Annotated in this window: 13 protein-coding genes; 4 read left to right on the top strand and 9 right to left on the bottom strand. The window is 45.7% G+C overall.

All coding sequences use genetic code 11. The features are described from left to right. Positions 1–1,497 carry a M20/M25/M40 family metallo-hydrolase gene (locus OO016_RS06800; RefSeq protein WP_266011838.1) on the top strand — a complete coding sequence of 499 codons (1,497 nt, stop codon included), beginning with the start codon at positions 1–3 and terminating at the stop codon, positions 1,495–1,497. Between the two features lie 15 nt (positions 1,498–1,512). Here OO016_RS06800 and OO016_RS06795 read toward each other — a convergent pair whose 3' ends face one another. Beyond that, positions 1,513–1,956, bottom strand: a complete 444-nt coding sequence (locus OO016_RS06795; RefSeq protein WP_266011836.1) for a BLUF domain-containing protein — start codon at positions 1,954–1,956, stop codon at positions 1,513–1,515. A gap of 43 nt (positions 1,957–1,999) precedes the next feature. Continuing rightward, positions 2,000–4,546 (bottom strand): phosphoenolpyruvate carboxylase, encoded by a 2,547-nt coding sequence (locus tag OO016_RS06790; protein WP_266011834.1) that lies wholly within the window; start codon positions 4,544–4,546, stop codon positions 2,000–2,002. Between the two features lie 270 nt (positions 4,547–4,816). On the opposite strand from OO016_RS06790, the gene OO016_RS06785 reads away from it, so the two are divergent. Next, positions 4,817–5,347 (top strand): YybH family protein, encoded by a 531-nt coding sequence (locus OO016_RS06785; RefSeq protein WP_266011833.1) that lies wholly within the window; start codon positions 4,817–4,819, stop codon positions 5,345–5,347. Positions 5,348–5,428: 81 nt separating this feature from the next. On the opposite strand, the gene OO016_RS06780 is transcribed toward OO016_RS06785, so the two are convergent. The 3 genes from OO016_RS06780 to OO016_RS06770 form a co-directional block, all read right to left on the bottom strand. Beyond that, positions 5,429–6,097 carry a bifunctional 4-hydroxy-2-oxoglutarate aldolase/2-dehydro-3-deoxy-phosphogluconate aldolase gene (locus OO016_RS06780; protein WP_266011832.1) on the bottom strand — a complete coding sequence of 223 codons (669 nt, stop codon included), beginning with the start codon at positions 6,095–6,097 and terminating at the stop codon, positions 5,429–5,431. Between the two features lie 69 nt (positions 6,098–6,166). Beyond that, positions 6,167–7,207, bottom strand: a complete 1,041-nt coding sequence (locus tag OO016_RS06775) for a sugar kinase (RefSeq protein ID WP_266011831.1) — start codon at positions 7,205–7,207, stop codon at positions 6,167–6,169. 38 nt (positions 7,208–7,245) lie between these two features. Beyond that, a complete protein-coding gene (locus OO016_RS06770; RefSeq protein ID WP_266011830.1) occupies positions 7,246–7,914 on the bottom strand; it encodes a uracil-DNA glycosylase family protein in 669 nt (222 codons plus the stop codon). 109 nt (positions 7,915–8,023) lie between these two features. Between OO016_RS06770 and OO016_RS06765 the strand changes: the two genes are divergently transcribed. Continuing rightward, positions 8,024–8,152 carry a 30S ribosomal protein THX gene (locus OO016_RS06765; RefSeq protein WP_266011829.1) on the top strand — a complete coding sequence of 43 codons (129 nt, stop codon included), beginning with the start codon at positions 8,024–8,026 and terminating at the stop codon, positions 8,150–8,152. On the opposite strand, the gene OO016_RS06760 is transcribed toward OO016_RS06765, so the two are convergent. The 4 genes from OO016_RS06760 to OO016_RS06745 form a co-directional block, all read right to left on the bottom strand. Continuing rightward, positions 8,149–8,514, bottom strand: coding sequence for a hypothetical protein (locus OO016_RS06760; protein ID WP_266011828.1), 366 nt, complete (start codon positions 8,512–8,514; stop codon positions 8,149–8,151). The genes OO016_RS06765 and OO016_RS06760 overlap by 4 nt on opposite strands. A 43-nt stretch (positions 8,515–8,557) precedes the next feature. Further along, positions 8,558–9,319: a peroxide stress protein YaaA gene (gene yaaA, locus OO016_RS06755; RefSeq protein ID WP_266011826.1), complete on the bottom strand. Its 762-nt coding sequence runs from the start codon at positions 9,317–9,319 to the stop codon at positions 8,558–8,560. Positions 9,320–9,412: 93 nt separating this feature from the next. Next, a complete protein-coding gene (locus OO016_RS06750) occupies positions 9,413–10,441 on the bottom strand; it encodes an RluA family pseudouridine synthase (protein WP_266011824.1) in 1,029 nt (342 codons plus the stop codon). Between the two features lie 2 nt (positions 10,442–10,443). Next, on the bottom strand, positions 10,444–11,031 hold the full coding sequence (locus OO016_RS06745) for a PASTA domain-containing protein (protein ID WP_266011822.1): 588 nt from the start codon (positions 11,029–11,031) through the stop codon (positions 10,444–10,446). A 167-nt stretch (positions 11,032–11,198) separates the two neighbouring features. Here OO016_RS06745 and OO016_RS06740 point away from each other — a divergent pair, with 167 nt between their 5' ends. Further along, positions 11,199–12,182 (top strand): D-alanine--D-alanine ligase, encoded by a 984-nt coding sequence (locus OO016_RS06740; RefSeq protein ID WP_266011820.1) that lies wholly within the window; start codon positions 11,199–11,201, stop codon positions 12,180–12,182. The last annotated feature ends 9 nt before the right edge of the window (positions 12,183–12,191 follow it).

The raw sequence follows: 12,191 nt of genomic DNA, 5'->3' as shown, positions 1-12,191 counted from the left end.
ATGAAAAAGTACCTGGCATTATTCATGCAATTTATGCTGCTCGGCCTTTGGGCTCAGGAGCAGGGGGAAATGAAAACCCAGATCAGACACACCATTGACGAAATACGGGAATTCGTCAGGATCCCCAATGATGCGCTTGACGGTGCAGACATCAACCGGAATATTACCTGGTTGACCAAAAAATTCAGCGAAAGGGGATTCAACACCACAACGCTGCCCACATCGGGGCAACCGTTGTTTTTTGCCGCCCTCCCCATAACAGACGAAAAGCCTACCCTTTTGTTCTATATGCATTTTGACGGACAGTCTGTAGATCCTGGTAAATGGAGACAACCTGACCCCTACGAAGTGGTATTAAGGGCCCCGGCCGACTCCGGTTGGGAGGACAGGAATTTTGACGAACTTAAAGACAGCATCCCTTCCGAGTGGAGGCTTTTCGGAAGGTCTACAGCAGATGACAAGGGTCCCATAGTCATGTTTCTGAATGCAATTGACTTAATCAAAAAGAAAGAGGATAAACTGCCTTTCAATGTGAAGGTAATCCTGGATGGTGAGGAAGAAAAAGGAAGCAACCCCCTGGCCAAGGCCGTTAAGGAGTACAGGGAATTGCTGCAGGCAGATTATCTGATCATTAATGACGGACCCGTTCATACCTCGGGGCTGCCAACGGTAGTCTATGGATGCAGGGGTATTACAACCCTTACACTGACAGCCTACGGACCAGTAAAACCACAGCACAGTGGTCATTACGGCAATTATGCTCCCAACCCGGCCCTGGAACTCTCGCGTTTATTATCCGGCATGAAGGATAAGGATGGCAAAGTAATTATCCCGGGCTACTATGATGGGATAGCTCTCGATGAAGAAACAAGAAATATCCTGCAAAGTGTTCCGGATGATATAGCACACATCCATGAGATGCTTCAGATAAGTGAACCGGAGAAAGTAGGTGGTTTTTACCAGGAAGCACTGCAATATCCCTCACTGAATATCCGCGGACTAAGTGCGGGCTGGGTAGGTGATAAGGTCCGGACTATTGTCCCGGCTACAGCTACTGCAGAGCTGGATCTGAGGCTGGTTCCCGAATCTGATGGAACCCGGCTCAAAAAATTGGTCCGGGATCACATTAAACAACAGGGATATTTCATTACCGATACTGAACCCGATAGCGAAATGCGCAAAAAGCATCCCAGGATAATCCGGATTGAGGAAAGGGGAGTCACCGATGCTTTCCGTACAAGCCTCAGAGATCCCTTTGGCAATCACCTGGTGCAGCTTTTATCCGACAGCTTTAATGAACACGTGGTTCAAATCAGGATTATGGGCGGGACAGTCCCCATTGCACCTTTTATCAATGAGCTGGAAATCCCAGCCTTTATACTGCCGCTTGTTAACCCTGATAACAACCAGCACAGCCCTGACGAAAACCTCAGGATTGGGCAGATTGGTTATGGCATACAGGTGTTCCATAAATTGTTGACCACAGCTGCAGATTGAGCCAGGCGATAAGGCTTATTGTGGGCGGAAAAATCCTTTTTCCTCAAGCAGGGTATACACATTATACCAGAATACTTTGGAAGTAAAATTAGGTCGTTCCGCAGCATCTTCAAGTACTTTTAAATCTGCTTTAACCTGGCTTTCCATTTTAGTAACAGCTTCATCCGGTAATTTGATATAAGCCATTTTCCAGTCTTCAAACATGCGATCCAGGGTTTCTCCCTCAGAAAGCACTTCCACCCTTTTATGACGATCATCCAATTCAATAATGCCAAAGCGTTCTTTAACTACTTCCTTTTCCCCTTCCAGAAGCTGTACAAAATAACCTTCATTATACACCAGGCATCCCGTTATTTCATCCCTGGGATTATTAGCTTCAGACTGCTGAAGGATGGCATTGATGTCTTCCGCCTTAATTCCTGGTTTGGCTTCGGATCGGTATGTGAGCTGATACAGCATAGATCAGGCAATGGATAAGTCAAAAGCTGGTTTTAATGGGTTTTTAAGCCGAATTACGGCTGGCATTAATATTTCCGATAAGCGAACGGGTAACAATCTTTTCATAAACTTCCCGGTTTTCATCATCTTCCCCGATTTTCTGAAGAGCATTCTGCTGTATAACCAATAAGGGCAGAACAATATTCTCCCGTATCCTAATGGATTCCCGGGAGACGGCCTCGTCTTCCATAAGTACCTCAGAACCTGAAATTTCTAGCAGCATTTTTTTAGAAAGGAGGAATTCCTGATATAAAATCTTCCAGAAGGAGCCGTAGGTAGGATCATCTTCCATATAGCCGGTCAGTTCAAAATAGCACTTGGAAAGGGACATCATACTATTGCGCATCAAAGCCTGGAAAAAGGGCACCTCTTTGTAAAGATTTTTAAGTGCCTCCATTTTCCCCTGTTCTTGCAGGGTTTTTAGGGCGGTACCGATACCAAAATAGCCGGGGACATTCTGCTTGAGTTGACTCCAGGAGCCCACAAAGGAAATGGCCCTTAAATCACTTAACTCCAGTTTGGCCTTATTTCCACGTTTACCCGGGCGGCTTCCTATATTGGCCTTCTGGTAATACTTCAAAGTACTTCGATTTTCCAGGTAGGGGATAAAAACCTCGTGGTTCTTCAGGTCGTTGTATTTCGCAAAGCTCAATTCGGACAAGGCTTCGATCAATTCCCTTTGGGCATAAGTTATCACGTTTTCCTTCCCGTAAATGGTATTGGAAAGGCCGGCAGTAAGTAATTGTTCGCTGTTGTGCATGAATTGTTCTTTGGTGCCATAGGTACTGGTGATAGTCTGTCCCTGTATGGTAAGCTGGATCTCATGATTGGCAATATCCCGGGTCTGAGCTGCGTAAAAGCGGTGCGTTTTCCCTCCTCCACGTGCCGGTGGTCCGCCTCGACCGTCGAAGAATATCGCCTTGATGCCATTTTCCTGGCAAACACCTGATAATTTTTCCTTGGTCTTTAGGATAGACCAGTTGGCTTTCACATAACCTCCGTCTTTCGTGCCATCTGAAAAGCCCAGCATCATGGTTTGGGTAAGCTTGCGATTTTCAAGATGCGCACGATAAACCCTGAGGTCAAAGAGGTCCTGCATAACCGATTCTGATGCGGCCATACCGTTCATGGTCTCAAAAAGCGGAACGATATCAAAGGTAATCGCCTCAGCATCCCAGCCGCTCCATCGGAACAACCCAAACACAAAAAGCACTGAAAAGATATCCTCGGAGTTACTTATGATATATCGGTTACAACCCGCTTCCCCATTTTTCTGTTGAATGGTTTTTAACTGTCCAATGTTCACAAGGGTGTCCTTAAGCAGGGGGTCACTGAAATCCTCCGGATCTACCTGCATATCTTCCTCCAGCAAATATGCGATGAGTTGTTCCCTATCAAGCTCCTCCAGGTCTTGTTTGATCGCTCCCCTTTGCTTTAAAGCCTCGGTTACCAGCCTTTTGTGAACCCTGTGGTCCTGCCGGATATCCAGGGCAGCAAAATGTGTTTTGAAGATGTGGACCTTATCGATAAAATGGTCCAGTTCCTTAAGGTAGAGACCGTGGTACTCTTCCTCCAGGGTATTCCTGATATCCTGTAGCTGCTCCAGGATGCTATCCACTTGCAGAATCTTATCTGCGTTGAACATGGACTGGTAAAGTTCCGAACGAAGCCTGTAGATGGCCTCATGCAAACCCCTGAAGGTAATTTTCCTGTTTAGCGCTTTAAGGTCGTGATAATAACACTTCATCAGGGTCATGCGCAGTTCATCGGCCACGGCATTAGTGATTTCAGCGGTAACAAAAGGATTGCCATCCCTGTCTCCCCCCGGCCAGAACCCCAGCTTTATAATGTTCGGGTTGTGAAAATCCCTGTCCCCCACATGCTGTTTGATATAGGAATACATATCCCCAACGGCATCGTAGTATACATGGCGCAGGGTAAAAATGATATTCTTGGCCTCATCCAGGGGTGTTGGCTTCTTGCGGTTAACCAAGGTAGTAAGCCCCAGTTGCTGCATGGTCAGGTCAATTTCGTCAATATCGTTTTCCGGTATCAGTGCCCTGAGTCGGTTTATGATACCCAGTACGGCAGGAGTATAGAATTGTGTGGGGTGTGCTGTAAGCACGATCCTTGCACTGAAAGACTCGAGTTTCTTAAAAAGTTCTTCGGCTCTCTGATTCTTGTTGGCCAGTTGAAAGTAATCCCGAATGGAGAGAGAAAGGGTATGTGCGTGAAGTTTGGGAAAAGCAGCATCCTCCACACTGTCGTAAAGAACCACTTGCCGTTCCACGTACTGTATAATCCGGAACATGAAAGCAATGCGCTCCTTTTCTTCGGTGATCCCCGCATATTTGGTAAAAAAGTTATCCAGGATTTCAGAGGGATTCTTCCCGGCTTTCAAACCCTTTTCGCATTGCTGGAACAATAAAGGAACCAGAGTCCCGATGTTTTCCATATCCGTGTAGGGGATGTTCAGGAAAAGTGTGTTGTAAATATTGAATTTTTTCTGGACCGATTTCCTGAATTCCTTAAGTCGTTCGATCTGGCTCATGCTTGCTGGTTACATTAGGTATATTTGGCTTGCGCTTGTATTGGCAGCGGCCAAATATCGCAATTTAGATAAAAACAGGGGTTTCTATTCCACTGCTGTAACAAAATACAGCCAGCATACCACAAAACCAACAATATCCCTTAAAAATAATATCCCTCGCCATATGTTTCCAGTACTGTAAGATTATCAAAACAGTGCAGCAGGCAGTTCCCTGGGTCCTTTTAATTATTATTTCTTAACTTGTTGAAATTCAAATAAAAACAACCTAACATGAAAACCAAGATTACATTAGCAATTGCTATCGCCTGTTGCCTGATCAGTTTCGGGTGCAAGGAAAAACAGGAAACCGAGGCACCGGCAGAGCCAGCTGCTGTCGTAGATTTAATCAATGATGACTTCCCGGAAGCCAAGAAAGAGATAACGGCAACCATGGAAGCTATTTTTGAAAGTGTGAAAGACGGGGATATTGACAAACTGATCGCTTTTCATGCTTATAGCCCGAAATTCACTGAATTCAAGGGTGGTGCTCCCCGAAATGGAGCTGCTGAAAACGAAGAGTTTGAAAGGAACACATTCGGGGCGGTAACCGAAGTAATAAAAATGGACACGAATGACATGCAGATAGCAGTATACGGGGATGTAGCCAATGTTACTTTCCACTCTGATTTTCACCTGAAATTCGGGGAAGACCTGGCTGTTGTGAATGATCAGATCAGTTTACTATTCGTAAAAAACAGTGATGGGGAATGGAAAATTGTAGCCGAACATCACTCCCCCCTTAAGATGGGAGAAGAAGGATAATGATTTGCAACCTTAAGAACACAAGAAAAAAGCCTCCTTTCGGGGCTTTTTTAATTATTAATAGTACCCAGGGTTAACAACCTATTTGCGTACTTTTCGAATAGTCTCCAGGGCCTTTCTGACCTGGAATTCCAGTCGTTCAAAGTCCTTATTGTCAAGTATCTCCTTGCTGATCAATCCGGAACCCATACCTACACAAGTAACTCCGGCATCGAACCAGGCCCTTAGGTTTTCTTTTTCGGTAGTTACACCACCGGTGGGCATAATGCTCGTCCAGGGTTGTGGTGCTTTAATGGCTTTGACAAAACCAGGCCCATAGACAGAACCAGGAAACAATTTAACGATCTCACAACCCAGTTCCTCAGCCCGGTTAATTTCCGTAAGGGATCCGCAGCCTGCAGACCAGAGTACTTTTCTCCGGTTGCAGATCAGGGCAATGTCTTCGCGTAAGGAAGGCGTAACGATAAAGTTGGCCCCCATTTGCATAAACAGGGAAGCGGCGGGGCCATCAGTGATGGACCCCACTCCCAGGATCATTCCCGGAAGTTCTTTCAAGGCATATTTATTGAGTTCACTAAAGACCTCATGGGCAAAGTCGCCCCTGGAGGTAAACTCCAGTAATCGGGCACCGCCATCATAACAGGCTTTAAGCACCTTTCTGGACAAATCCAGGTCCGGATGATGGAACAAGGGCACCATGCCCGTTTCCTGCATCATTCTGATTACTTCCAGCCTGGAATATTTTGCCATTTTCTTAATGTTTTGGACACAGCCCGGCATTTGAGCTGTGTAATATGAAATTAATAAATTAAGTCAACATCAACGGGCAACCCGCCCTGAGGCGTCTCCTTTCATTAATTTTTGAACTTCTTCAACAGTCACCAGATTGGCATCCCCTTTAATGGTGTGCTTAAGGCAAGAGGCTGCCGTGGCAAAGTCAAGGGCTTTTTGGTCGTCTGCCGGATAGGTTAAAAGCCCGTAGATCAATCCCCCCATAAAAGAGTCTCCACCCCCTACCCGGTCCACTATGTGGGTTATCTGATACTCAGGAGACTTAAACATGGTATTTCCATCGTAAAGTACCCCTGCCCAACTGTTGTGCGAAGCAGATATGGAACCCCTCAGCGTAGTAATTACTTTTTTTGCCTTTGGAAATTTCTCCATCATTTGTTTGCAAACCGACAGGAAAGCTTCGGCCTTTACATTTTCGCCCTGGGTAGTAATATCGAGTCCTTCCGGCTTGATTCCAAAATGCTTTTCGGCATCTTCTTCATTCCCAAGGATAATATCGCAGTAGGAAGTGAGTTCGGTCATAATGGCCTCACGGTCCCCGTCGTATTTCCACAATTTCGTGCGGTAATTCAGGTCTGCAGATATAGTGATCCCATTTTTACTGGCCGCCTGGACCGCCTCCAAACAAACATCAGCAGCACCCTGGGAAATTGCGGGGGTAATCCCGGTCCAATGGAACCATTCCACGCCGTCAAAAACCTGGTCCCAGTCTAGCATACCTTTCCGGATTTTCGCCATGGCAGAGTGTGCCCGGTCATAGACTACTTTGCTGGCCCGGCTAACGGCCCCGGTTTCCAGAAAATAAATACCCAATCGGTCGCCCCCAAATATGATCTTATCGGTCCCCACACCTCTTTTGCGCAATTCCATCAGCGCACAATGGCCCAGGTCATTATGGGGTAAGCGGGTAACAAAATCTACCGGGATGCCATAATTGGCCAATGAAACGGCAACGTTGGCTTCTCCCCCACCATAGACCACATCGAAACTGCTAGCCTGGGAAAACCTTAAAAACCCTGGTGGGGACAGCCTCAGCATTATCTCCCCAAAGGTTACTACTTTCTTCATATTTACTGGTTTTTACGGGCTCTTTGTATTTTACTAAGCTAAAAAAACTTCCGATACTGCTCCACACGAAAATCCATTACCGTAAATCCTGGATTTTTAGCCTTGCGCGCCTTGTACTCCGGAATGCTCCCAACAGCCCTGTTAGCCGAACCTGATGGTGCAGTTAAGGAAACAGTGTGCACTCTCCTGAATCCCCCGTTGGTCAGAGGCAGTTCAAATTCATGCTGCCTGGGTAACTGATCAGATACCTGAGTAAAGCTCAAATCATTCTCCCGAAGGAGTCTCCGGAAAAAATATTCCGGTCCATTCTTGCTGTTTCCCCCTGTGAATAAAAGTGTATGAATACTCGGATATTTGCGCAAATACCCTAAAAGGTCCCTTAACTCTACTTCCTGCATACCCAGGTCGGAAGCGTCTACCTTCTCCCTCCGGGCAACCTCAACTATATCACAAATACCGATCTTGCGACTAAGCAGAAAGTCCTTACGTTCCCTGACAGCTTTAACGGAGGTTTCATAGGTTAGATCAAGCTCAAAAAGCTGGTCCAGTATGCGCCATAGCTGCCCGTCCCGGCTCCCGTAAAAAAAATCAACATCCCCGGGTTTTAGTTCCCGACTGCTGAACCGAGGGGGAGGCAGCGTGCCCACGATCAGTTTCTCTACCCCTTCAAAGAGGAAAGGTTCATATGGATGTTTGTGGATGAACAAGTAATAGCTTTTATCAAAAATAAGACACCTGCATCACATAAACACAGCCCGGCAAACACTTTGAAAAAACTGCCTAATTCCTTAGCTTTAGGTACAGAAAGATAATGATATGGGAAAAGGAGATAAAAAATCGAAACGCGGGAAAATTGCCAACAAGAGTTACGGTGTCCGAAGGCCACGTAAGATCAGGAAAAAAACCTCCGTAGAGGATAAGGTAGGTGTAAAAAGCAAAACCTAGTCGATCACAAAAGTAAGCAGCACTGTCCCGGTGTCTGTTACATCCAGTTCATAAGTATAGAACCCAAAAGGCAGAGGCGTTTCTCCAACAAAGTCGATGGGCTGTAGGGTATATATTTCCTCACCTGAAGTAATCTGTATGAAAGCATAGGTATAAGCCGTATCAAACTCCTGGTACTCCGAGTAGTCATCGGGGACAAGGTCAGTAAAAGCTTCGGTGGATTCTCCGACAAGAACCGAATCAAATACAAGCCCGCTTACATTCTTTACCCGGATATTCACAGCTGCCAGATCATCATCCTGGTCTGTACAGGAGAAGTTAGCCAATACCAGAACTGCGATCAGAAATATACACCGTTTCATAAAATTGCTTTTAATGAATTAACGGTGGGAAGCCTAAATTATTCTATCGGATAAATACGGGCTGGTTCTCCTTGAGTGTATGCTCAGGGCTAAACAAGTAGTCGTCGTAGTTGAAGCCCCTGATGTCTTCCAGTGTCCTGGCGTCGGTATCCAGAATATACCGCACCATGGAACCTCTGGCTTTCTTGGCAAAGAAACTAATGATCTTAAGCCTGTCGTTTTTCCAATCCTTGAAAATTGGTGTGATAACAGGCACCTTGAGCTTCTTTTCATCCAGCACACTGAAGTATTCATTGCTCGCCAGGTTTAGAAAAAGCTCACCCTCCTCCAATTCATCGTTCATCGCCTCGGTGAGTGTCTTTTTCCAGAACTCATAAAGGTTCTTCTTTCTGCCCACTTTGAGCTGAGTGCCCATTTCAAGCCTGTATGGCTGAATAAGGTCCAGCGGTTTCAACACGCCATATAAACCGGACAGGATACGCAGGCTGTCCTGCAACTGATCCAGTTTACTTTCCGGTATCGAATAGGCATCAAGTCCCTGGTAAACATCTCCATTAAAAGCATAAATAGCCGGTCTGGCATTTTCTGGTGTAAAGGGTGGATTGAACTCCTGGTTCCGTTCGTAATTTAATTCAGCCAGTTTATTTGATATGCTCATCAGGGCAGATAATGCCTTGGGCTTTTTCTTTACCAGTACCTTATTCAGTGTTTCGGCCTCCTTTAGGAACTGAGGCTGAGAAAATCTGTCAGTAGGCAAAATTCTTTCGTAGTCCAGTGATTTGGCGGGAGAAATAACAATTTTCATAGCTCCTGATTTGACTTCAAAAATAACGATGATTTTTGTGAAATCCTCGGGGATAAACTAAAGTCTTATCAATAGCTGCATCGAAGAAATTTATTACGCATCCTGATGGGAGGCGTATTGTCGCCATTTGTCTATACAATTGGCCATATCCTCAGGGATTTCAGCTTCGAAATACATAGATTTCCCCGTGGTTGGATGAACAAAACCAAGTGATTTCGCGTGCAACGCCTGTCGCGGGAGCAATTTAAAGGCATTTTCAACAAACTGCTTGTATTTGGTAAAGGTTGTTCCCTTCAAAATCTTATCCCCCCCATAGCGGGCGTCGTTAAAAAGGGTATGTCCAAGGTATTTCATATGTGCCCGGATCTGGTGTGTTCTCCCTGTCTCCAACCTGCAGGAAACCAGGGTCACGTAATGCATTCGCTCCAGAACCTTGTAATGTGTAACGGCATGTTTCCCCTGTTCCCCATCCGGAAAAACCTGCATCTGCAATCGGTTTTTAGGGTTACGGCCTATGTGTCCTTCAATGGTTCCTTCATCTTCAGCCACACTACCCCATACCAGGGCAATATATTCCCGCTCACTTGTTTTGTCGTAAAACTGCTGTGCGAGATGGGTCATGGCCTCTTCGGTCTTTGCCACCACGAGAAGTCCGGAAGTATCCTTGTCAATTCGGTGCACCAAACCCGGCCGGTTATTGCTGTTCATCGGCAGCTTTTCAAAATGAAACGCCAGCGCATTTACCAGGGTACCCGAATAATTGCCGTGGCCGGGATGCACCACCATGCCGGCGGGCTTATTTACCACCAGAAGGGCATCATCTTCATAAACGATATGCAGCGGGATATCTTCAGGGACCAGTAAAAACTCGTATGGCGGATGTTCAAAGAGCACTTTTACCTCATCATCTGCCTTTACCCGGTAATTCTGTTTAACCGGTTTGCCGTTCACCCAAATATGCCCGGATTTGGCCGCCTGTTGAATTTTGTTGCGCGTGGCATTTTCAATAAAATTCATCAGAAACTTATCCACACGCAGTGGTTCCTGCCCTTTTGAAGCAATAAACCTGAAGTGTTCAAAAAGATCGTCTTCCCCAGGAGGAATGAGCTGATCAGCAGACATAATTAATTGGAATTACCTTGTACCCTGGCTTTGCCCGGAACAGTTCCATTCCCACAGATCAATTCCAGTTTGGAAGTTTTGGGCAACTTATCCCCTGGGTTCATCCGCTTTCCCTTGTATTTGATGTAATACACCATATCCTTCCCCAGTTCGTCTATATACGTGACCCTGTCTACCTCCAGGCCTACTGCACGTAACATCGAGGTCGCATTTCTTTGGGTAACCTGGATAATTTTTGGTATGGTCACTTTTTTATATCCCGATGGATTTACAGTGACATATATTTTTCTATTGGTCTTCACCTTATTGCCAGCGGGGGGGTCCTGCTCAATAATAGAAAATCGGGGATAGTCAGGATTGAAATTGGCCGAGTCCAGTACCTCGTAACGCAGTCCTGCAGTTTCAAGAGTTTCCCTCATTTCCATAACCGATAACTTGGCCAGATCGGGTACTTCAACAAACTCACCGTGATTCGTAGAGCTCTTAAGCCATTGCATACTCAGGTATACAATGACAACGACAGCCACCAGGGCCAGTCCTATATTTATAAGAAATACACGGCTCTTCAAAAATGCAAAAAACTTTTTCATATAAGGTTTCGCTTTACTGCCCAAAGATAGGAAATGCCAATTCTTTATCTCTCCTGCAGCATTTACAATTTATATTCTCCTTCTTATATACGCAACAAGATTTAGTTTGGCCTATTTTTTCTTTAACGGGAAAAGATGATATTTGTGTATAGCCCATAACTCATTAAGTGAAAAAGAACATTGCCATAATCATGGGAGGGTACTCCAGTGAAGTCGACATTTCCCTCAAGAGCGGGGAAGTGGTGTATGCCCATCTTAACAATGACTCTTACAATGCCTACCGTATCCATATCCTGAAGGACAAATGGGTGGGGCTTGATGAAAATGGACAGATGTTTCCGGTAAACCGCCATGACTTTAGCGTGGATTTCGGACAGGGACCGCTGACCTTCGACTGTGTCTTCAATGCAATTCACGGAACTCCAGGTGAAGATGGATATATGCAGGCTTATTTCGCATTACTCGGCATCCCGCAAACTTCCTGCGATTATTACCAGGCGGCACTTACATTCAACAAACGCGATTTATTGAGCGTATTGAGGCCTTACGGGGTAAAATGTGCCCGTTCTTATCACCTGAATAAAGAGGACGAGTTGGATACCGTAGCTATACTCGAGAAGGTAGGACTACCCTGTTTTGTGAAGGCCAACAAGGCTGGCAGTAGTTTCGGGGTATTCAAAGTATATCAGGAGCGTGAACTCAAAGCCTGCATCGAAAAGGCCTTTGAAGAAGATGATGAGCTCATTATTGAAGCAGCGCTGGAAGGCACGGAAGTTTCGGTAGGGGTAATCCGTTACGAAGGAAAAATAACCGTGCTCCCTATCACTGAGATTGTTAGTGAAAATGACTTTTTCGACTACGAGGCCAAATACCAGGGAAAGTCCACTGAAATAACGCCGGCGAGGATTAGCGATGAACAGGCCAGGAAGGTGTCCGAGGTTGCCTCCATGGTTTACAGGGTATTGAAAATGAAAGGCTATTCAAGGAGTGAGTTTATATTTATTGGGGATGAGCCCCATATGCTGGAGATGAATTCCAACCCCGGCCTGACCGAGGAAAGTATATTGCCCCAGCAAGCCAGGGTCGCAGGTATTTCACTGCGAAAGCTGTTTGAAAGCGCTGTAGAAGACGCTTTGAATCAGAAATATTAACTTAGGGTG

The sequence above is a fragment of the Lentiprolixibacter aurantiacus genome, from assembly GCF_026241225.1.
Classification (GTDB): Bacteria; Bacteroidota; Bacteroidia; order Flavobacteriales; family Flavobacteriaceae; genus Lentiprolixibacter; species Lentiprolixibacter aurantiacus.
This window is presented reverse-complemented; position numbering and strand designations above follow the sequence as displayed.

Coding starts and splice junctions, on each gene's coding strand:
- OO016_RS06800 (WP_266011838.1), top strand. CDS start 1: ATGAAAAAGTACCTGGCATTATTCATGCAATTTATGCTGCTCGGCCTT.
- OO016_RS06795 (WP_266011836.1), bottom strand. CDS start 1,956: ATGCTGTATCAGCTCACATACCGATCCGAAGCCAAACCAGGAATTAAG.
- OO016_RS06790 (WP_266011834.1), bottom strand. CDS start 4,546: ATGAGCCAGATCGAACGACTTAAGGAATTCAGGAAATCGGTCCAGAAA.
- OO016_RS06785 (WP_266011833.1), top strand. CDS start 4,817: ATGAAAACCAAGATTACATTAGCAATTGCTATCGCCTGTTGCCTGATC.
- OO016_RS06780 (WP_266011832.1), bottom strand. CDS start 6,097: ATGGCAAAATATTCCAGGCTGGAAGTAATCAGAATGATGCAGGAAACG.
- OO016_RS06775 (WP_266011831.1), bottom strand. CDS start 7,207: ATGAAGAAAGTAGTAACCTTTGGGGAGATAATGCTGAGGCTGTCCCCA.
- OO016_RS06765 (WP_266011829.1), top strand. CDS start 8,024: ATGGGAAAAGGAGATAAAAAATCGAAACGCGGGAAAATTGCCAACAAG.
- OO016_RS06760 (WP_266011828.1), bottom strand. CDS start 8,514: ATGAAACGGTGTATATTTCTGATCGCAGTTCTGGTATTGGCTAACTTC.
- yaaA (WP_266011826.1), bottom strand. CDS start 9,319: ATGAAAATTGTTATTTCTCCCGCCAAATCACTGGACTACGAAAGAATT.
- OO016_RS06750 (WP_266011824.1), bottom strand. CDS start 10,441: ATGTCTGCTGATCAGCTCATTCCTCCTGGGGAAGACGATCTTTTTGAA.
- OO016_RS06745 (WP_266011822.1), bottom strand. CDS start 11,031: ATGAAAAAGTTTTTTGCATTTTTGAAGAGCCGTGTATTTCTTATAAAT.